General features: G+C 71.5%; 17 protein-coding genes. 12 read left to right on the forward strand and 5 right to left on the reverse strand.

Annotation, left to right across the window (positions count from 1 at the left end; translation table 11 throughout):
• Nucleotides 1–14 precede the first annotated feature (14 nt).
• The gene (locus ACFQ2D_RS04190) at nucleotides 15–1,649 is read right to left on the reverse strand and encodes a TldD/PmbA family protein (protein WP_280940738.1); all 1,635 of its coding nucleotides are present in this window, start codon (nucleotides 1,647–1,649) and stop codon (nucleotides 15–17) included.
• A gap of 163 nt (nucleotides 1,650–1,812) precedes the next feature.
• On the reverse strand, nucleotides 1,813–3,447 hold the full coding sequence (locus tag ACFQ2D_RS04195) for a TldD/PmbA family protein (protein WP_280940737.1): 1,635 nt from the start codon (nucleotides 3,445–3,447) through the stop codon (nucleotides 1,813–1,815).
• A 160-nt stretch (nucleotides 3,448–3,607) separates the two neighbouring features.
• On the opposite strand from ACFQ2D_RS04195, the gene ACFQ2D_RS04200 reads away from it, so the two are divergent.
• The 6 genes from ACFQ2D_RS04200 (at nucleotide 3,608) to ACFQ2D_RS04225 (ending at nucleotide 10,413) form a co-directional block, all read left to right on the forward strand.
• Entirely contained in the window at nucleotides 3,608–5,413 is a 1,806-nt protein-coding gene (locus ACFQ2D_RS04200) for a DUF885 domain-containing protein (protein ID WP_280940736.1), read from the forward strand.
• Between the two features lie 323 nt (nucleotides 5,414–5,736).
• A complete protein-coding gene (locus ACFQ2D_RS04205) occupies nucleotides 5,737–6,552 on the forward strand; it encodes a helix-turn-helix domain-containing protein (RefSeq protein ID WP_280940735.1) in 816 nt (271 codons plus the stop codon).
• Between the two features lie 85 nt (nucleotides 6,553–6,637).
• A complete protein-coding gene (locus ACFQ2D_RS04210; RefSeq protein WP_280940734.1) occupies nucleotides 6,638–7,069 on the forward strand; it encodes a VOC family protein in 432 nt (143 codons plus the stop codon).
• Complete coding sequence (locus ACFQ2D_RS04215; protein WP_280940733.1) at nucleotides 7,066–7,929, forward strand: DUF72 domain-containing protein; 864 nt, start codon at nucleotides 7,066–7,068, stop codon at nucleotides 7,927–7,929. The genes ACFQ2D_RS04210 and ACFQ2D_RS04215 overlap by 4 nt, the downstream gene beginning before the upstream one ends.
• A gap of 200 nt (nucleotides 7,930–8,129) precedes the next feature.
• Entirely contained in the window at nucleotides 8,130–9,107 is a 978-nt protein-coding gene (locus tag ACFQ2D_RS04220; protein WP_280940732.1) for an aldo/keto reductase, read from the forward strand.
• 10 nt (nucleotides 9,108–9,117) lie between these two features.
• Complete coding sequence (locus ACFQ2D_RS04225; protein WP_280940731.1) at nucleotides 9,118–10,413, forward strand: NTP/NDP exchange transporter; 1,296 nt, start codon at nucleotides 9,118–9,120, stop codon at nucleotides 10,411–10,413.
• 11 nt (nucleotides 10,414–10,424) lie between these two features.
• On the opposite strand, the gene ACFQ2D_RS04230 is transcribed toward ACFQ2D_RS04225, so the two are convergent.
• Both ACFQ2D_RS04230 and ACFQ2D_RS04235 read right to left on the reverse strand, forming a co-directional pair.
• Entirely contained in the window at nucleotides 10,425–11,684 is a 1,260-nt protein-coding gene (locus ACFQ2D_RS04230; protein WP_280940730.1) for an amidohydrolase family protein, read from the reverse strand.
• 84 nt (nucleotides 11,685–11,768) lie between these two features.
• Nucleotides 11,769–12,668 carry a DMT family transporter gene (locus ACFQ2D_RS04235; protein WP_280940729.1) on the reverse strand — a complete coding sequence of 300 codons (900 nt, stop codon included), beginning with the start codon at nucleotides 12,666–12,668 and terminating at the stop codon, nucleotides 11,769–11,771.
• A 100-nt stretch (nucleotides 12,669–12,768) separates the two neighbouring features.
• Here ACFQ2D_RS04235 and ACFQ2D_RS04240 point away from each other — a divergent pair, with 100 nt between their 5' ends.
• The 3 genes from ACFQ2D_RS04240 to ACFQ2D_RS04250 all read left to right on the forward strand — a co-directional run bounded on the left by ACFQ2D_RS04240 (nucleotide 12,769) and on the right by ACFQ2D_RS04250 (nucleotide 15,485).
• The gene (locus ACFQ2D_RS04240; RefSeq protein WP_280940728.1) at nucleotides 12,769–13,650 is read left to right on the forward strand and encodes a LysR substrate-binding domain-containing protein; all 882 of its coding nucleotides are present in this window, start codon (nucleotides 12,769–12,771) and stop codon (nucleotides 13,648–13,650) included.
• 64 nt (nucleotides 13,651–13,714) lie between these two features.
• Nucleotides 13,715–14,656: an EamA family transporter gene (locus tag ACFQ2D_RS04245; protein ID WP_280940727.1), complete on the forward strand. Its 942-nt coding sequence runs from the start codon at nucleotides 13,715–13,717 to the stop codon at nucleotides 14,654–14,656.
• A gap of 118 nt (nucleotides 14,657–14,774) precedes the next feature.
• Nucleotides 14,775–15,485, forward strand: a complete 711-nt coding sequence (locus ACFQ2D_RS04250) for a hypothetical protein (protein WP_280940726.1) — start codon at nucleotides 14,775–14,777, stop codon at nucleotides 15,483–15,485.
• Nucleotides 15,486–15,541: 56 nt separating this feature from the next.
• Here the strand turns inward: ACFQ2D_RS04250 and ACFQ2D_RS04255 are convergent, their stop codons facing one another.
• The gene (locus tag ACFQ2D_RS04255; protein WP_280940725.1) at nucleotides 15,542–16,042 is read right to left on the reverse strand and encodes a DUF4019 domain-containing protein; all 501 of its coding nucleotides are present in this window, start codon (nucleotides 16,040–16,042) and stop codon (nucleotides 15,542–15,544) included.
• A gap of 166 nt (nucleotides 16,043–16,208) precedes the next feature.
• Between ACFQ2D_RS04255 and ACFQ2D_RS04260 the strand changes: the two genes are divergently transcribed.
• From ACFQ2D_RS04260 to ACFQ2D_RS04270, 3 genes are all read left to right on the forward strand, one after another.
• Entirely contained in the window at nucleotides 16,209–16,766 is a 558-nt protein-coding gene (locus tag ACFQ2D_RS04260; RefSeq protein WP_280940724.1) for a LemA family protein, read from the forward strand.
• On the forward strand, nucleotides 16,763–18,511 hold the full coding sequence (locus tag ACFQ2D_RS04265) for a DUF2207 domain-containing protein (RefSeq protein WP_280940723.1): 1,749 nt from the start codon (nucleotides 16,763–16,765) through the stop codon (nucleotides 18,509–18,511). The genes ACFQ2D_RS04260 and ACFQ2D_RS04265 overlap by 4 nt, the downstream gene beginning before the upstream one ends.
• Before the next feature lie 240 nt (nucleotides 18,512–18,751).
• A complete protein-coding gene (locus tag ACFQ2D_RS04270; protein WP_280940722.1) occupies nucleotides 18,752–20,611 on the forward strand; it encodes an ABC transporter ATP-binding protein in 1,860 nt (619 codons plus the stop codon).
• The last annotated feature ends 8 nt before the right edge of the window (nucleotides 20,612–20,619 follow it).

Consider the following 20,619-nt stretch of genomic DNA (forward strand, 5'->3'; position numbering starts at 1 on the left):
GGTCTCCTGTGCCGTCAGCCGAGCGAACGCGCGGTGTTGATGACGTTGATGCCGTTGAAACGCGCCGTGCTCGATCCGTGCGAGACCGCCGAGACCTGGCCCGGCTGGCCCTTGCCGTCGAAGAACGAGCCGCCCAGGCGGTAGTCGCTCTCGTCGCAGATCGCCGAGCAGGCCGCCCAGAACTCCGGCGTACGCAGCTGGTAGGCCACGTCCTCGAGCATCCGCGTGATCTGCCCGTTCTTGATCTCGTAGAACAGCTGGCCGCCGAACTGGGCGTTGTAGCGCTGCTGGTCGATCGAGAACGAGCCGTCGCCGATGATGTAGATGCCGTTCTCGACGTCCTTGATCATCTCCGCCGGCGAGAGCTTCTGCTTGCCCGGCGCCAGCGAGACGTTGGCCATGCGCTGGAACTGCACGCTCGACCAGGAATCGGCGTAGCAGCAGCCGTCGGACTCGGTCTTGCCGAGGATATGGGCCTGGTCGCGGATGGTCTGGTAGTCGACCAGCACGCCGTCCCTGATCAGGTCCCAGCGCTTGGTCTTCACGCCCTCGTCGTCGTAGCCCACGGCGCCGAGGCTGCCCGGCTGGGTCTTGTCGGCGAACAGGTTGACGATCTCGCTGCCGTAGCGGAAGCCGGATTCGCGCTTGTCGAGCGTGGCGAAGCTGGTGCCGGCGTAGTTGGCCTCGTAGCCGAGCACGCGGTCGAGCTCCAGCGGATGGCCGACGTTCTCGTGGATGGTCAGCCAGGTGTGCGAGGGGTCTAGCACCAGGTCGTAGCGGCCGGGCTTGACCGACGGCGCCTTGAGCTTCTCCTGCGCCTGCTTCGCCGCGGCAACGGCGTCCTCGAGCATGTCGTAGGACTGGCCATAGTTGACCACGCCGTTGGGGGTGACGAACTTCTGCGAGGCATCGCCGTCGAGGTACTCGTAGCCCAGGCCCATCGGCGCGGACAGGCCCTCGCGGGTGCGGAACTTGCCGGTGGCCTTGTCGATGGCGGTAACCGTCATCGGCGCCCAGATCCGGTGCACGTCCTGGTCGATGTAGGAACCGTCGGTGGAGGCGAAGTACTTCTGCTCGTTGACCAGGAACAGGGTGGAGTTGACGAAGCTGGCGCCGGCGTTGGTGGCCGCTGCGTTGACCGACAGCAGCAGGTCCACCTTGTCCTTGACCGGCACTTCCATCGCGTTGCGCCGGATCGGCGTCTTCCAGGACACCTCGCCATGGGCGGGCGCGGGCGCCAGCTGGACCGGCGCGGTCTGCACCCTGGCGTTGGCCTTGGCGATGGCGGTGGCGCGACGCGCGGCCTCGGCCACCGAGTCGCTGGTCAGGCCGTTGGTGGCGGCGAAGCCCCAGGCGCCGTCGGCGATCACCCGGACGCCGACGCCGGTGGATTCGGTGTTGACCACGTTCTGGACCTTGTCCTCGCGGGTCATCACGAACTGGCGCAGGTAGCGGCCGATGCGCACGTCGCAGTAGCTGGCGCCGGACGAGCGCGCCGCCTGCAGCGCCGCGTCGGCGAGCTGCTTCTTGATCGACACGTCGAGCGTGCTGACCAGCTGCTCGGCGGCGATCGCCTTGCCGAGCCAGGACGGCAGCGCCAGGCTGCCCATGCCGAGGCCACCAAGGGCCAGGAAATCACGTCGTTGCAAGGCCGTCTCTCCGTTGTGTGTCCGCAGCGCTGCCGCTCCGGCTTCCGGCAGCGCGCGGCGCCGGTGGAACCCCGATTCTCGACGCCGCGGCGTCGAAGGTGCAAATGACTTTCGGCACGGGTCGGCGCGCCGCCCGCCGTGCAGCGACCATCCTCCGCCGGGCCTAGCCCAGCGAACGTGCGGTATTGATCACGTTCTGGCCGTCGAAGCGCGCCGTGCTCGCGCCGTGCGACACCGCCGAGACCTGCGAAGGCTGCCCCTTGCCGTCGAAGAACGAGCCGCCCAGGCGGAAATCGCGCTCGTCGCAGATGCCCGAACAGGCGTTCCAGAACTCGGGCGTGCGGATCTGGTAGGCCCCATCCTCCACCAGTTCCTGCACCTCGCCGTTGCGGATGGCGAAGAACAGCTGGCCGCCGAACTGCGCGTTGTAGCGCTGCTGGTCGATCGAGTAGGAACCGCGGCCGTGGATGTACAGGCCGTTCTCCACGCCGGAGATCATCTCCGGCACCGTCAGCGGCGTTTTCCCGGGCGAGAGCGAGACATTGGGCATGCGCTGGAACTGCACGCTCGACCAGGAGTCGGCATAGCAGCAGCCGTCCGACTCGGTCTTGCCCAGGATATGGGCCTGGTCGCGGATCGACTGGTAGTCGACCAGGATGCCGTCGCGCACCAGGTCCCAGCGCTTGCACTTCACGCCTTCGTCGTCGTAGCCCACCGCGCCCAGGCTGCCCGGGCGGGTGCGGTCGGCGACGAAGCTCACGATGTCGCTGCCCCAGCGGAACTCGCCGCGCTTGTCGAGCGTGGCGAAACTGGTGCCGGCGTAGTTGGCCTCGTAGCCGAGCACGCGGTCGAGCTCCAACGGGTGACCGACGTTCTCGTGGATGGTCAGGAACAGGTTGCTCGGGTCGATGACCAGGTCGTAGCGGCCGGGCTTGACCGAGGGCGCCTTGAGCTTCTCGCGCGCATGGCGGGCGGCGGCGACGGCGTCGGCACGCATGTCGTAGGCGCTGCCGTAGGCCACTACCCCACCCGGCAGCTCGAAGCGCTGCGACGGATCGGGGTCGAGGTATTCGTAGCCCATGCCCATCGGCGCGGACAGGCCGTCGCGGGTGCGGAACTTGCCGCTGGCCTGGTCGATCGCGGTCACGGTGAACGGCACCCAGATCCGGTGCACGTCCTGGTCGATGTAGGAGCCGTCGGTAGACGCGAAGTACTTCTGCTCGTTGACCAGGAACATGCGCGAGTTGACGAAGCTCGCGCCGGCTTCCAGCGCGGCGGCGTTGACCGAAAGTAGCAGGTCGAGCTTGTCGCGGATCGGCACCTCCATGCCGTTGCGCGCGATCGGCGCGCGCCAGGCCACCTCGCCCACACCCGGCGCGGGCGCCAGCCGCACCGGCTCGGACTGGATGCGGGCGTTGGCTCGCGCGATCGCCACGGCCTGGCGCGCGGCGGCCGCCACTGCATCCGGCTCCAGCCGGCTGGTGGCGGCAAAGCCCCAGGCGTCGCCCGCGATCACGCGCACGCCCACGCCGACGGATTCCTCGTTGGCCACGTTCTCCACGCGGTGCTCGCGGGTCAGCAGCGACTGGCGCAGGTAGCGGCCGATGCGCACGTCGCAGTAGCTGGCGCCGGCGTCGGTCGCGGCCTGCAGGGCGGCATCGGCCAGCCGCTTCTTCCTTGCCGGGTCGATGGCCTCCAGCAGCTGCTCGGCCGCGATGGCGCGTCCCATCAGCAGCGGCGGCAGCATCGCGCTACCGGCCACGAGGCCGCCGAGGGCCAGGAATCCACGTCGCTGCATCACCACCGCTCCACTGTCCGGACAACCGTTGCAGCATAGTCGGCATCGCCGGCCGGGCGGACATGACTTCCGGCACGGGTCGCCGGACCGAACCTGCCCACGCGCCGCCCGCCAACCCGCGGCGCTATGCTGCACGCCTCCCTTCGATGCCTCCGACGCCATGCGCCCTTCCCTGCTCGCCGCCGCCCTGTCCGCCGCCATGCTGGTCATGTACGGAGGCGAGGCCCCGGCCGCCAGCGACACCGGACGGGCCGGCGCGCAGGTGCAGTCGCAGGCCGACGCCGCGTTCGCCGGCCTGTCGCGCCGCTATCTCGACGAGGCCATGGCGCTGTCGCCGGTGGCGGCCACCGGCATCGGCGACCACCGCTTCGACGCCGAACTGGACGACCTTTCGGAAGCCGGTCGCGCCCGTGCCGACGCGTTCAACCAGCGTTACCTCGCCGAACTGGAGTCCATCGACCTGGCGGCGCTGTCGCGCGAGCACCAGGTCGACGCGCGGATCCTGCGCAACCAGCTCGAATCCGCGCTCTGGAACAGCCGCGAGTTCCAGGCCTGGGCCTGGGACCCGCTGGTCTACAGCAGCCTGGCCGGAGGCGCCATCTACAGCCTGATGGCGCGCGAGTTCGCACCGCTGCCCGCGCGCCTCGAGGCGGCGACCGCGCGCATGGAGAAGCTGCCGGGGCTGCTGGCGCAGGCGCGCGCTAACCTCGACCCGGCGCGCGTGCCGCGCACCCATGCCGAAACGGTGGCGCGCCAGAACCGCGGCGTGCTGGCGCTGGTGGACACCTTCATCACGCCCAATGCGGGCCAGCTGCAGGGCGCTGCACGCGGCCGCCTGGAAGCCGCCGTCGCCGGCCTGCGCGAAGCGGTGGACGCACACCAGCGCTGGCTGGACGAGACCCTGGCACCGAACGCCCGGGGCGAATTCCGCATCGGCGCCGAGCGCTACGACCAGCAGCTGCGGTACTCGCTCAATTCTTCGCTGTCGCGCCAGGAGATCCGCACGCGCGCCGAGGCCGAGCTGGCGCGGGTACGCGACGAGATGTACGCGGTGGCGCGGCAGGTGCTCGCGGGCCGCGACGGCGCCCCGCCGACGCCCGAGGCGCCCAGCGAGGCGCAGAAGCAGGCCGCGATCGAGGCGGCGATGGAATACGCCTACGCGCAGCGTCCCGCGCGCGACGAGGTGGTCGACTTCGCGCGGCAGACGCTCGAGCACGCGACCGCGTTCGTGCGCGGGAAGGACATCGTCACCGTGCCCGACGATCCGGTGAAGATCATCCTGATGCCCGAGTTCCAGCGTGGCGTGGCCGTGGCCTACTGCGACTCGCCGGGCCCGCTCGACAAGGGACTGGACACCTACTACGCGATCTCGCCGATCCCGGACGAGTGGACCGACCAGCAGGTGGACTCGTTCCTGCGCGAGTACAACGACTACATGATCCACGTGCTGTCGATCCACGAGGCGATGCCCGGCCACTACCTGGAAGGCGCGCACTCGGCCAACCACCCCTCCACGCTGCGCGCCGTGTTCCGCTCCGGTCCGTTCGCCGAGGGCTGGGCGGTGTACACCGAGCGCGTCCTCGCCGATGCCGGCTACCTCGACGGCGATCCGCTGTTCCGGCTGATGCAGCTCAAGTTCTATGCGCGCTCGGTGGGCAACGCCATCCTCGACCAGGGCGTGCATGTCGATGGCTGGAGCAAGGAGCAGGCGATGGACCTGATGGTGCGCCAGACCTTCCAGCAGGCCAGCGAGGCCGAAGGCAAGTGGGTGCGCGCGCAGCTGTCGTCCACCCAGCTGGCAACCTACTTCGTCGGCGCGCAGGAACACTTCGATGCGCGGCGCGCGGCCGAAGCCAAGGCCGGCGCCGCGTTCGACATGAAGGCCTACCACGACGGCATCCTCGCCCAGGGAGCGCCGCCGGTACGCTTCGCGCGGCAGCTGCTGCTGGACGAACCGATCCAGTAGCGCCTTCACGCACGCGCCCGCCGTCGCACCCTCGGCGGTGCCGCGCCGGATTTGCGGGCCAGGCCGACGGCGTCTCGACGCCATGCCCATGGCAGGCGCCTGGCCCGCGCATGCGCGCGATGCGTACGCGGGCCCGGCTCACCGGCAAGCCGCCGGCTGGCTTGGCAATCCCGGCCGGACCAGCATGCGCGAGGGCACGGCGCACGCTGGGGCAGGCGACACCGCGGTGAAGACGCGAACGGGCAGTACGGCCGGCGAGAACGCCATGATGGCCCTGCGCCGCCCGGTGGTAGGCTGGCCCCCACTCCCCCCGTGGCCTGGACATGGGACTGCTGGTCGTCACGCCCGCCGCACCGCTGTCAGGCCTGGTCGCCTCGCTCTGGGACTGCGACCTGCCGCGCCAGGCGCATGCCTACGACCGCATCCTGCCCTCGGCGGCCGCGCAGCTGGTGATCAACCTCGACGAGGACGAGACCCGCGTCTACGACGAACACCTGCGCTGCACGCGCAACGCCGGTGCCGCGTTCGACGCGCCCGCCTCGCGCAGCGTCCTGATCGACACCGCGGAGCAGGTGCGCGTGGTCGGCATCGTCTTCCATCCCGGCGGCGCAGCGCCGCTGTTCCGCGAGCGGATGGATGCTATCGCCGAGACGCATCTCGACCTGGACGCGCTTGCGCCGGGCCAGGGGCGGAGCCTGCGCGAGGGCCTGCTCGCGGCGCCCAACGCCCATGCGCGACTGCGGCTGCTCGAGCAGTGGGCAAGTGAGCGCATGCAGGCCGCGTGCGCTGCCCGGCATCCGGCCGTCACCCACGCACTGCGGCTGCTCGACGCCGCGCCCGGGGTGCAGCGCATCGACGCCGTCGCGGCCTGCTGCGGCCTGTCGCCGCGCCGGTTCGGCGCCCTGTTCCGCGAGCAGGTCGGCCTGTCGCCCAAGCGCTACGCGCGCCTGCAGCGCTTCCATGCGGCGCTGGCAGCGGCCCGTACCGATGGCCGGGTAGACTGGGCCGGCATCGCCGCCGATGGCGGCTTCCACGACCAGGCCCATCTGGTGCACGAATTCCGCGCCTTCTCCGGCATGACGCCGACCGCCTGGCTGGCGCGGCGCGGCGAATGGACGCGGCACGTGGCGCTGGCATGAGTGCCGGAATCTACAAGACGCCGGTCTGCTGCCGCGGCAGCTTTCGCACTGCGCACCCGGCGCCATCGCAATCGAGGGAGACCGCATGAACCAGAGTTCCACCACCGGCAGCACCATCATCCCCTGCCTGCGCTACCGCGACGCGCTGGCGGCGATCGACTGGCTGTGCGAGGCCTTCGGCTTCGAGAAGCATGCGGTGTATGCCGAGAACGACACTGTGCTCCATGCCCAGCTGACCTTCGGCAGCGGCATGGTCATGCTCGGCTCCGCCGACAACCGGAGCGAATGGGGGCGGCAGATCGCGCAACCGGACGAGACCGGGCTGCGCGAGACCCAGAGCCCCTGCGTGATCGTGCGCGACGTCGACGCCCACTACGCGCGGGCGACCGCCGCGGGCGCGCGGGTGGTCCAGGACATCGCCGACCAGGGCTACGGCGGGCGCGGCTACTCCTGTCGCGATCCGGAAGGCCATCTGTGGTGGTTCGGCAGCTACGATCCCTGGGCAGCCGAGGCATGAGCACGCGCGAGGCGGTCGCCGGCCCCGGCCTCGACCTGCCCGACGCGGGCGTTCCGGCGGTCGACGGCATCCGCGTCGGCATCGGCGGCTGGACGTATGCGCCCTGGCGCGCCAACTTCTATCCGGCCGGCCTGGTGCAGCGGCGCGAGCTGGAATACGCCAGCCGGCAGCTGTCGGCGATCGAGATCAACGGCACCTACTACGGCGCACAGAAACCGGCCACCTATGCGAAGTGGCGCGACGAGACGCCGCCTGGCTTCGTGTTCACCGCCAAGGCACCCAAGCGCATCACCCAGTCGCGCGCCCTGCAGGCCACCGGCGCCCAGGTCGAGGATTTCGTCGGCGGCATCGCCGAACTCGACGACCGGCTGGCCGCCCTGGTCTGGCAGTTCGACGCCGGCGTCCGCATCGACCGCGACGCCTTCGCCGCGTTCCTCGACCTGCTGCCGCGCCAGGCGCGCGGGCGGCCGCTGCGCCATGTGCTGGACGTGCGCGATCGCGGTTTCGTCGATGCCGGCTACGTCGCCCTCGCCCGGGCCCACGGCATGGCCACAGTGTTCACCGACTCGCCCGAGCATCCCAGCTTCGCCGACGCCACCGCCGACTTCGTCTATGCCCGGCTGATGCGCGCGCGGGCGGATGTCGCCACTGGATATCCCGTGCCGGAACTGCGCGCCTGGGCGGCGCGCGCCCGCGCCTGGGCCGGCGGCGACGCACCGGATGACCCGCCGCTGCTGGACGCTCCTGCGCAGCCTGGGCCAGCCCGCGACGTCTTCGTCTTTTTCATCTCCGCGGCGAAAGAGCGTAATCCGGCTGCTGCGATGGAGCTGCTGCGGCTGCTGGGCGCGCGCGACGACTGACGCAGTCGGAGCTGCGTCGACGTCCCGGTACAGGTTCGCGTCGCGCCTGTACCACCGCCGTCCCACAGCCTTGCGCATCGCAACATCGCGGTGCGCCGACTGGCGCGGCGCATCGGCCAACCGCCGTCACTGGATTCGTGCCGGAACTTGTGCCTACCCTCTCGGGCACCCGCGCCCTGCCCCCGCACAGGAGATCCGCCATGACCAGCCGCCGCGACTTTATCGCCAGCTCCGGCCTCGCCGCCGCCGCCTTCGCGCTCGCGCCGCTCAGCGCCTGCAGCCAGGACCGCCCCGACCCGACCACGCCGCGGCCCAAGCCCACCGGCGCGATCGCCGACATCGTGCCGCTGGGCGGCGCCCTGCTGTCGCGCGCCATTCCCGCGAGCGGCGAGCGCATCCCGGTGATCGGGGTCGGCACCTCCGGCAGCTACGAGGTGCCGCTGGAGTCCGCCGAATTCGCGGCGCTCGAGGACGTGGTGAAGGTGTTCTTCGACGGCGGCGGCAGCGTGATCGACACCTCGCCCAACTATTCCAACGCCGAGGACGTGGTTGGCGCCCTGCTCGCCGAAGGCGGCTGGCGCGATCGCTGCTTCCTGGCCACCAAGCTGGCCGCCGACAGCCGCGCGGCGCTCGAGGCGCAGTGGGCCGATTCGCTGCGCCGCCTGCGTACCGACCGTGTCGAGCTGCTGCAGGTGCACAACCTGCGCAACATGGCCGAGGCGATGCCGTATGCGCGCGAACTCAAGGCGCAGGGCAAGGCCAGGTACATCGGCATCACCCACTACCTGGAGAGCGGGCACGCCGACACCGTGCGCCTGATGCGGGCGGAAAAGCCCGACTTCGTCCAGATCAACTACTCGGTCAACGCGCCGCAGGCGGCGGGCACGGTGTTCGCCGCGGCGCAGGACCTGGGCATCGCTGTGATGGTCAACCGCGCCTTCGACGACGGCAAGCTGTTCGCCGCCACGCGCGGCAAGCCCCTGCCGGGCTGGGCGTCCGAGGTGGGCGTCGACTCCTGGGCGCAGATGTTCCTGAAGTTCGTCGTCAGCCATCCGGCGGTGACCGTGGTGATCCCGGCGACCGGCAAGCCCGAGCGCCAGGCCGACAACCTCAAGGGCGGGGTCGGACCGCTGCTGAGCGAAGCGCAGCAGGCCGAACTCGTGGCGATGTTCGGCTGAGCCGCCGGCCGTGCGCGAATCGCTGCGGAACCTGTTCAACCTGCGCCGCGGCGAGCAGGCGCCGGTGCTGGTCGCCGGCCTGTTCTTCTTCTGCATCCTCACCGCGCTGATGATGCTGCGCCCGGCGCGCGACGCGCTGGGCATGGAGCGCGGCATCGACAGCGTGCGCTGGCTGTTCATCGGCACCGCAGTGGTCACCCTGCTGGTGAATCCGCTGTTCGGCTGGCTGGTGAGCCGTCTGCGGCGGCTGCACTTCATTACCGCGACCTATGCCTTCTTCGCGCTGAGCCTGGTGGGGTTCTGGTCGCTGCTGGTGTTCGCGCCCGGCGCGGTGGGCGCGCGCAGCGGGCAGGTGTTCTACGTCTGGTTCAGCGTGTTCAACCTGTTCGTGACCATGGTGTTCTGGGCGCTGCTGGCCGACCGTTTCAGCAGCGACCAGGGCAAGCGGCTGTTCGCGCTGATCGCAGTGGGCGGCACGCTCGGTGCGATCTTCGGACCCTGGCTGGCCTCGCGCCTGGCCGAACCGCTGGGCACGCCGGCGCTGCTGCTGGTGGCCGCGGCCTTCCTGCTGCTGGCCGTGGCCCTGGCCTGGCTTCTGGTGCGGATCCGCAGCGACGCGGCCTACGCCCGGGAAACGCCGGCCGACGCGCGGGACAGCGAGGTCCGCATCGGCGGCAGCGCCTGGGGCGGCTTCCGCGCCTTGTTTTCCTCGCCCTACCTGATGGGCATCGCCGGCTACGTGCTGGCGATGACCATCGTCGCGACCTTCATCTATTTCACCCGGCTGCAGATGGTGGCGGCGGCCGAAAGCGACCTGGACGCGCGCACCGGACTGCTCGGCAACATCGACATGTGGACCCAGGTGGCGGTGCTGGTACTGCAGCTCACGCTCACCGGCCACATCATCCGCCGCTTCGGCCTGGCCGTCGCGCTGGCCGCGCTGCCGCTGGCGACCGCGCTGGGATTCATCGGTTTGGCGGTCTACGGCTCGTTCGCGGTGCTGATCCTGCTCGAGGCCACGAACCGGGCGGTGCAGCGCGGCCTCACCCGGCCCGCGCGCGAAGCGCTGTTCACCGTGATCAGCCGCGAGGACAAGTACAAGGCCAAGGCCTTCATCGACACCTTCGTCTATCGCGCCGGCGACGTGGTCGGCGCGCAGACCGAAGGTCTACTGGGGCGGCTGGGCCTCGCACTGGGCGGGCTGGTGGCGGTGGTGGTGCCGCTGGCCCTGGTCTGGGCCGCGCTGGGCATCTGGCTGGGACGCGCGCAGCAGCGGCGCGTCGCGATGCCCGGACCCGGCGGCTGACGCGCGGCCGGTCAGTCCGCGCCTGCGGGCGGATACACGCGGCGGCCGTCGCGATAGACGGCGCGGACCGCGGCGAAGCCGGCGACGTCTTCGCGCGGATCGGCATCGAGCAGGACCACGTCGGCCGCCTGCCCGGGCGCCAGCCGGCCTTGCCGGTCACCGCTGCCGAAGCGCCGCGCCGGCGCCGTCGTGAGGCTGGCCAGGATCTGCCGCCAGTCCAGCCCGGCCTCGCCCATCATCCGCAGCTCGTCGCGGGTGTCGTACCAGTCGATGTAACCCGAGTCGGTGCCGAACAGCAGCTCGCCGCCTGCGGCCGCGTAATCGGCGACCTGGCGCTGCGCGATTCCGATCACCTCCGCCTTCACCGCAGGCGGCGCGCCGTCCTTGTCCAGCTCGATCTCGAACAGCCTGAGCGTGGGGACCAGCGCGATCTTGCGCGACAGCATGTCGCGCAGCAGGTCCTGCGGCCAGGTTCCGACGTGCGGCGCCGGATGGGTCAGCACGTCCGCGCCGCCGTCCAGCGCCGCGCGCAGCCCTTCGAGGTTGGTGGGATGGGCGAACACCGGCTTGCCGGCGGCATGGGTGGCGTCGGACACGGCGCGCGCGACCGGAACGGGCATGGGCAGTACGCCGGTGTCGCCGCCGACGATGGCACCGGCGAAGATCTTCGCCCCGTCCGCGCCCTGCGCCAGCTGCCGCCGCGCGCGCTCGCCCGCCTGCACCGGCGTGGCGACCTCGTCGGCGCGCGCGGCCTCGCCCATGCCCTCGAATTCCAGCACGTAGATCGGCGTACCGCCTTCGGGATAGAACGGCGCGTCGACGGTGAGGATGGCTGGCCCGGCCAGCTCGCCCGCCTCGATCCGCCGACGCAGCGCGATGGCGTTGCCTGACATGGAGGCGAGGTCGAAGACCGTGGTGAACCCCCAGCGCAGGTACTGCGCCGACAGCGCCTCGCCCAGTTCTCCGGCCGGGCGGCTCGCGGCCTCCGACAGCGGCGGCGCGATGAAGTGCACGTGGCTGTTCCAGTAGCCGGCGACCGCGGTCGCGCCTTGCGCATCGATGCGCGCCACGCCCTCCGGCAGCTCGATCGAGGCGCCCAGCGCGTGGATCCGCCCGTCGCGGATGAGCAGGGTGCCGCGCTCGATGGGCGCGACGTCGGGTGCGGGCAGGATGCGCGCGTTGACGATCGCGAGTGCACCCGCATGGGCCAGCGGCGGCGTCGCCGCCAGCAGCGCGGCCACCATCCATTTCCTTGCACGGATCCAGCGCATCGCGTCCTCCCGGGTTATGGCCTGCAGCGCAGGCTAAGCCCGCCCCGCCCCCCGCTCAAGGCAGCGGGGTCGGGGCGCAGGGAGTCAGCGGCGGCCGCCCTGGCTGAAAGCCACGCTGCCCAGGATCAGCGCGCCGGCCAGCGCCATTGTCCAGGTCAGCGGCTCGTCGAGCAGCCACCAGGCCCAGGCCACGCCGAACAGCGGCACCAGGTAGGTCACGGTCGAGGCGCGGCTGGCGCCGACGCGGGCGATCAGGCGGTAGTACATGACGAACGCGATCCCGGTGCACAGCACGCCCAGCATCGCCGCCGAGATCCAGCCGGCCATGGGCAGCGGCTGCGCCGGCCAGGTCGCGATCGCCAGCGGCAGGGTGAGCAGCGCCGCGCAGCCCAGCGTGGCCGAGGCCACCGCCGCCGGCGGCAGGCCACCGAGGTGGCGCCGCACCAGGTTGATGCCGAGGCCGTACAGCAGCGACGCGGCTGCGCCGGCGAGCGCGGCGGCGCCCACGCTCATGCCCGCGACCTTGCCGCTGGCCAGCACCACCACGCCGACGAAGCCGGCGACCAGCGCCACCGCGCGACGGGTACCGATACGCTCGCCGAAGAACAGGAAGCCGACCAGCGCGGTGAACAGCACGGTCATCGCGTTGGCGATCGCGCCGATGCCGGCGGGCGCACGCTGCGCGGCCCAGGCGAACAGCAGGAACGGCAGCGCCGAGTTGATCGCGCCGATCAGCGCAAGCTTCGGCCACAGCCGCGCCGGGAACCGCTCGCGCGCACGCCACAGGAACGGCAGCAGCACCAGCGAACCTAGCGCGAGCCGCACCTCGACCAGCGGTGCGGCGCCGAAGTCGGGCGCCGCCACCCGCATGAACAGGAACGAGGCGCCCCAGATGGCGCCGAGCACGCACAGCTCCAGCGGCGTCAGCCAGGCGGCCTCGCCGCGCATCGGCACCGGTGCCGCAGCGACATTGGGGGAGGACATGGTGCGGATCTCCGTGGGGGAAACCGGAATTCTCCTTGTCCGCCCCGTCGCCACAAGCGCATACTTTTTGGCCAAGGCACAAACCGGATTTGTGGCTCGCATGACCCTGCGTTCCGACCTGTTGCCCGCCCTGGTGGCCTTCGCGTCCGCGGCCCGCCACCAGAACTTCGCCCACGCCGCGGACGAGCTGCACCTGACCGCGAGCGCGGTCAGCCACCACGTGCGCAAGCTGGAGGCGCGCATGGGCGTGGCGCTGTTCCAGCGGCATGCGCGCGGCGTGTCGCTGACCGCGGAAGGCCGGCACCTGGCCGACGTGGCCAACAACGCGATCCACGATCTCGACGGCGCCATGCAGGACCTGCGCAGCCGCGACGACGCGCGCACCGTGCGCATCACCACCCTGCACTCGTTCGCCTATACCTGGCTGATCCCCAAGCTGCCCGAGTTCGCCCGCGCGCATCCGGACCTGCGCCTGCGCGTGGACACGGAGATCGCGCTGACCCGCCTGGACGAGGCCGGCCCGGATCTCGCCATCCGCCATGGTCCGGGGCGCTGGCCCGGCCTGGCGGCGGTGCACCTGATGGACGAGACCCTGTTTCCGGTGGCCGCGCCGACGATGCGGGGACTCGATGCGGTCGCAAAGCCCGAGGACATCCTGCGCCTGCCGCTGGTCGCCGACCTCAGCCACCAGGGCTGGCACGACTGGTTCCGCAGCAACGGCGTGCGCAGCGGCCGCCTGGACGAACAGTTCGTCTTCAGCGACAGCACCGACATGCTTCGGGCCGCTTCCCTCGGCCTGGGCGCGGCGCTCGCGCGCGAGCGCATCGTCGCACCCTGGCTGGCGAGCGGGCAGCTGCGGAGGCTGCCCGGAGATCCGATGCCCGGTCGCTACGCCTACTACATCGCCTATCCGGCGCACCACCGCCCGCGCGCGGTGGTGCGCCGGGTGATCGACTGGCTGGTGGCGCAGCCGGTCGACTGATCCGGCCCGTGACGATCGCCGCGCCGGCAGGCATGCTGACCGCCCTCCCCCGCCCCTCCGTCCCATGCGCCCCACCGCGAAGGCCCACTGGCAGATCCACCTGTGCGTGCTGCTGTGGGGCTTCACCGCCATCCTCGGCAAGCTGATCACGCTGCCTGCGCTGCCGCTGGTGTGGTGGCGGATGGGCCTGGTGACCCTGGCCCTGGCGCTGGTGCCCCGCGTGTGGCGCGGCCTGCGCGCGATGCACGGGCGACTGCTGCTGGCCTATGCCGGCATCGGCGTGCTGGTCGCGCTGCACTGGCTGACCTTCTACGGCGCGATCAAGCTGGCCAATGCCTCGGTCGCCGCCACCTGCATGGCGCTCGCGCCGGTCTTCGTCGCCGTGATCGAGCCGCGGGTCGCGGGACGGGCGTTCTCGCCGCGCGAGCTGGCGCTCGGCATCCTGGTGCTGCCCGGCGTGGCGCTGGTGGCGGGCGGTGTTTCGGCGGACATGCGCGCGGGGATCGTGGCCGGCGCGCTGTCGGCCCTGTTCGTGGCGATGTTCGGCTCGCTCAACAAGCGCCTGGTCGAACGCGGCGATCCGCTGACCGTCACCGCGCTCGAACTCGGCGCGGGCACGCTGGCGCTGACCCTGCTCGCACCGCTGATGCCGCTGCTGTTCCCGGTGTTCGCCGGCCCGCTGCTGGCGCTGCCAACGGTCAGCGACCTGGTCTGGCTGTTGCTGCTGGCCGGTGCCTGCACCCTGTTCCCGTTCGCGCTGTCGCTGGTGGCGCTGCGCCACATCAGCGCGTTCTCGGCGCAGATGGCGGTCAACCTCGAGCCGGTCTACGCGATCGTGCTGGCGATGCTCCTGCTCGGCGAGCAGCACGAGCTGACGCCGATGTTCTACGCCGGCGTGGCGGTGCTGCTGGCAGCGGTGTTCGCGCATCCGTTGCTGCACCCGCCGAGGCGGATCGCACACCCGGAAGTGCTCGGCACCTCCGAGGCGAAAGGCATCGCCGACTAGGGCCGCGCATCGCCGCGCGCCATGCGGACGCACCTCGCGAAGCCGCGACACGCCGCCACCTTCGAAACGGGCGCAGGCGCGGCGTATCATCGCGGCTGGCTCGATCCCCCACGCACGCATGCCTGGAGTCTTCCGCGCCGGAGCGCGCCCTGCCGCCGCCACCTGCCTGCTCGCCTGCCTGCTGGCCGCCTGCAGCGGGCCGGCGACCGATGCGGCCGCGCCCGCGCAGACCGGCGAAGCGAAGCCCCTGCGTTCGCTGGGCTGCCTGCCCACCAGCCTGGTCTCGCTCGAACTCCCGCTTCGCGAAGGCTTCGCCTACGCGCACGACGCGCCGCGCAGCGACGCGCACGTGGGCCGTTGCGTGCTGTCGATGTTCGGTCCACGCACGCTGAAGTCGCCGCTGGCCTTCGACCGCGCTTACCGCAGAGTTTTCGCCTACCACGAGGAAGACGGCACCACCGACCTGCGCGGCCTCGCACCGGAGGGGTTGCAGCTGTTCCGGATCGGATCGACCTCCGCCGCCGACGTCTGGCTGCTGCGCGCGGACACCGGCACCGAACTCGAGCCGGCGCACCACGACGTGCTGTTCAGCACCCGCCGCGACGACGGCGTGCTGGTCGACCACCTGCTGGTGGGCGCGATGGGGCTGCTGTACCGGCGCGACTACGACATCGAGAACACCCAGGCCTTCGCGATCCGCGAAGACACCGGGCGCGGCGCGGAGGCCGGACCCGGCTACCGGGCGCGATACCGCGTCGGCGACGACGGGGGGTTCGCACTGGTGGACGGCCAGGTGCTGCCGCCCGATGCGCCACCACCCGGCGTCTGAAAGTGGTCGGGAGGCCGGCAGGCGCCGCGTCCCGCAGGGACGCGGCGCACGCGGTATCAGCGCAGGCTGTAGCCCGACACGCGCCAGACGCGGTCCTCGTCCAGGCGGAACGACACCAGCTCGCGCACCGGCTCGGCGCTGTTGGCGAAACGCGTCGCCGAACGGACGTTGATGTAGAGCCCTTCGGGCACCTGCTGGCCGGCGCGGAACAGCGAGCGGCTCACCTCGGGCGCGGCGCGCGAGGCCACGGCGCCGAGGCGATTGCGGTCGATGGTGACCTGCTTGATGAACTCGTCGCGGTTGACCATCTGCTTCATCGCGGCCGACGCGCCGTCCCACACCTCGCCGATGCGGTTGCCGTCCACCAGCTGCATCACCTGCAGGGCGGCCTGGCCCATGTCGGCATCCTGCTTGGCCAATGCCGCCCGCTGCTCCGGCGTCAGCTGCTCCATCGCCGGCTGGGCGGCGGGCGCCGGCTGCGGCGCAGGCTGCTGGGCCAGGGCGCTTCCGCACAGGGCGAGGGCGGCGATGCTCGACAACAGGCGCAGTCTGTTCATGTTCGATCGGGCCTTGCGATTGGGTCGGGCGGCCGAGTGTACGACACCCGCCGACCGCCCCGGTGAGCGCCGCCGCCGCATGGCCCGCCGGTCCGCTACCCTTGTCACGTCCGGGCGGGCGGCCGCGTCCATGGTCCTGCCCGACCACCTGCGGGGAACCGACCGGATGCACCCCCTGTTCCTGTTGTTGCTGTGCCTGCTGCTGGCCCTGTCCGCCTGGGCGGTGCTGGTGTTCAACCGGCTGGTGCGCCTGCGCAACCAGGTCCGTACGGCGTGGGCCGACATCGACGTGCAGCTGCTGCGGCGGCACGACCTGGTGCCGCAGCTGGTGGCGGCGGTGCAGGCCTATGCGGGCCACGAGCAGGCGCTGCTGGAGGCCGCGACCGCACTTCGCGCGCAGGCGCTCGCCGGACCGGGCAGGCCGCGGCTGGCGGAGGTGGAGGCCGCGCTGGAACAGGCCATCGGCCGACTGTTCGCGCTGCGTGAGGCCTATCCGGAACTGAAGGCCAGCGGCAATTTCGCGCAGCTGCAGCGCGACCTCGTCGACGTCGAGGAGCACCTGCAGTACGCGCGCCGCTTCTACAACGGCGCGGTGCGCGACTACAACGACGCCACCCAGCGCGTGCCGGACCTGCTGGTCGCGCGCGCCGCCGGGTTCGCGCCGGAAGACTTCTTCGAGGCCGGCGACGCGCAGCGCGCGCCGGTCCGGGTGCGGCTGCCGTGAGGGCCCTGCTCCGACTGGCCGCGGCCTGCGCGCTGCTGGCGGCCTGCGCGCTGCCGCTGCATGCGGTCGAGCGCATCGAGTCCTACGACATCGACGTGGCGGTCAACACCGATGGCAGCCTCGAGGTCACCGAGCAGATCCGCGTGCGCGCCGAGGGCGAACAGGTCCGGCGCGGCATCTACCGCGACTTCCCGACCCGCTACCGCGATCGGCACGGCAACCGCGTCGTGGTCGGGTTCGAGGTGCTCGAGGTATTGCGCGACGGCCGCCCCGAACCGTGGTTCACCGAGCGCCGCCAGAACGGCGTGCGCGTCAACACCGGCAATGACGACCTGCTGCCGGTGCCGGCGACCTACCGCTACATCCTGCGCTATCGCACGACCCGCCAGCTCGGTTTCTTCGACCGCCATGACGAGCTGTACTGGAACGCGATCGGCACCGGCTGGGCGTTCGCGATCGACGCGGGCAGCGTCGACGTCCGCCTGCCGCAGCCGGTGCCCGTCGCCGTGCTCCAGGTCGACGGCTGGACCGGTGAGCAGGGCGCGCGCGGCGCCGGCTTCGCGGCATCCACGCCCTCGCCGGGCCGGGCCCGCTGGCAGCTGGCGACGCCGCTGCAGCCGGGCGAAGGCCTGACCATCCTGCTCACCTTCCCCAAGGGGGTGGTCACGGCACCCTCGCGCGCGCAGGCGCTGCGCTGGCTGCTTGCCGACAACGCCGCGCTGCTGGTGGCGCTGCTCGGCCTGCTGGTGGTGTCGGGCTACTGCCTGGTGCGCTGGCACCAGGTCGGTCGCGACCCGCCGCCGGGCACCGTGATCGTGCGCTACCAGCCGCCAGACGGCATCAGTCCGGCTGGGCTGCGCTTCATCCGCCGCATGGGCTACGACTCGCGCTGCTTCTCGGCCGACGTGCTGTCGCTGGCGGTGGCGGGCGCGCTGCGGATCGAGCGCGACAAGGGCCTGCTGCGCGACCACTGGCGGCTGGAACGGGCCGGCCCGGCACCTGCCGGCGACCAGGCGGTACTGGCGCGGACGCTGTTTGCCCGCCACCAGGCGGTGGACCTGGACAAGGACAACGCGCAGCTGCTGCAGGCCGCCACCAGTGCCCACAGCAAGGCGCTCGAGCGCCGTTTCAGCGGCAGCATGTTCCACAACAATACGGGCAGCAGCGCGATTGCGTGCCTGCTGCTGGTGCTGTTCTGCGCCGCCGCCATCGTGCTCGGGGTCAAGACCGGCGGTGGGCTGCCGTTCGCGTTCCTGCCGATGCTGGCGATGCTGGCGGTGGTGGTGGTGTTCGCGTTCCTCGTGCGCGCCCCCACGCAGGAAGGACGGCGCGTGCTGGACCACATCGAAGGCCTGCACCGCTACCTGGGCGTGGCGGAGAAGCAGGATCTGCAGCGCCTGCAGGGGCCGGGCGAGCGTCCGGACGGCGCGGAACCCGTGCTCGACGCCGCCCGCTTCGAAGCGCTGCTGCCCTATGCGGTCGCGCTGGACGTCGAAGACGCCTGGACAAGCAAGTTCACGCTCGCGGTCGGCGCGGCGGCGGCCGCCGCCGCGACATCGGCGATGGCCTGGTACCACGGCACCGGTGGCTCGATCGGCGACGTCGGCAGCTTCACCAGGGCGGTCGGCGGCAGCCTGGCCTCGCAGATCGCGTCCTCGTCGACGCCGCCCGGCAGTTCCTCCGGCGGGGGCGGTGGCGGCTTCTCGGGGGGCGGTGGTGGCGGAGGCGGAGGCGGAGGACGCTGAGCCACGGCACTTCGCTTGCGGTCCAAGCTCGGACCGGTCCACGGCCATGCGGCAGCCCGCATTGTCCGGGCGGAGGCGCAGCGACACGCGGCCATCGGGAGTCCGCGCAGGCGCTCGACGCCGTCACCGCGCCTTCCGGCCGCGTCTTGCTGTCGCCTGCACGGGCCGGAGCAAGGATGCCTGCGGCACCGCCACGTGTGATCGGCGACAATCGGCGGCTCCCCCGCCCTGCAGCACGCCATGTATCGCTGGTTCGAATCCCGGCTCGATCCGTTTCCGCCCGACGCGCCGACGCAGCCGCCGCGCTCGCTCTACGCGTTCTGCCGCCACTACACGCGCGGCGCCGAGTCCTGGCTGTTGCTGATGGCGCTGACCACGGCCGGCATCGCCGTGGCCGAGCTGGCGCTGTACGCCTATGTCGGCTCGCTGGTCGACCGCCTCGGCAGCACCACCCCGGCCACGTTCCTCGACGCCGAGGGCGCACGCCTGCTGTGGATGGGCGCGCTGGTGCTGCTGGCGCTGCCGGCGATGGTGCTGCTGAACTCGCTGGTCCAGCACCAGACCCTGCTCGGCAACTTCCCGATGCGGATCCGCTGGAACGTGCACCGCTACCTGCTGCGCCAGTCGATGGGCTACTTCCAGGACGAGTTTGCCGGGCGCATCGCCACCAAGCTGATGCAGACCTCGCTGGCGGTGCGCGAGACGGTGGTCAAGCTGCTCGACATCGGCAACTACGTGCTGGTGTTCTTCGTCGGCACCCTGGCCGTCGCCGGCGCCGCCGACTGGCGCCTGATGCTGCCGTTCGCGGCCTGGATCGCGGCCTACGCGCTGCTGATGAAGCACTTCGTGCCGCGCATGGAGAAGATCTCGCGCGCGCAGGCCGATGCGCGCTCGGCGATGACCGGGCGCATCGTCGACAGCTACACCAACATCGCCACGGTCAAGCTGTTCTCCCACTCCCGGCGCGAGCAGGCCTACGCACGCGAGGCGATGGACGGCTTCCTGGCCACCGTCTATCCGCAGATGCGCCTGGCCACCCACGTCTACAGCCTGCTGTACGCCATGAACATGGCGCTGCTGTTCGCCACGGTGGCGCTCGGCCTGTGGCTGTGGCACCAGGGCGCGGTGGGCGCCGGCGCCATCGCGGTCACGGTGGCCCTGGTGCTGCGCATCCTCGGCATGTCGCAGTGGATCATGTGGGAACTGTCGGCGCTGTTCGAGAACATCGGCACGGTGCACGACGGCATCGGCTCGATCTCGCTGCCGCCGACGGTGGACGACGCCCCGGGCGCCCCGGCACTGCCGCGCGCGCGCGGCGACATCCGCTTCGAGGGCGTGGGCTTCCACTACGGCAAGGCCGGCGGCGTGATCGACCATCTCGACCTGCACGTGCGTCCCGGCGAGAAGATCGGCGTGGTCGGCCGCTCGGGCGCGGGCAAGTCTACCCTGGTCAACCTGCTGCTGCGCTTCCACGACTGCGAGAGCGGGCGCATCCTGATCGACGGCACCAACATCGCCACCGTGCAGCAGGACACGCTGCGCGCGCAGATCGGCGTGGTCACCCAGGACACGTCGCTGCTGCACCGCTCGGTGCGCGAGAACATCCTCTACGGCCGCCCCGATGCGAGCGAGGCCGAGATGCTCGAGGCGGCGCGCCAGGCCCGCGCCCACGAGTTCATCCTCGAGTTGACCGACAGCGAAGGCCGCCGCGGCTACGACGCGCACGTGGGCGAGCGCGGGGTCAAGCTCTCCGGCGGCCAACGCCAGCGCATCGCCATTGCGCGGGTGCTGCTCAAGAACGCGCCGATCCTGGTGCTGGACGAAGCGACCTCGGCGCTGGATTCCGAGGTCGAGGCCGTCATCCAGGAAAACCTGTACCGGCTGATGGAAGGCAAGACGGTGATCGCCATCGCCCACCGCCTGTCCACCATCGCCGCGATGGACCGGCTGGTGGTGATGGACCAGGGCGCGATCGTCGAACAGGGGGTCCATGCCCGGCTGATCGCCGGTGGCGGGCTGTACGCGCAGCTGTGGGCCCGCCAGTCGGGCGGGTTCATCGACAGCGGGGACACGGCGGCGCCCGCCACGGCCGACGCCTGACGCGGCGG

Source organism: Luteimonas composti (genome assembly GCF_042678665.1).
In the GTDB taxonomy this organism is placed as follows: domain Bacteria; phylum Pseudomonadota; class Gammaproteobacteria; order Xanthomonadales; family Xanthomonadaceae; genus Luteimonas; species Luteimonas composti.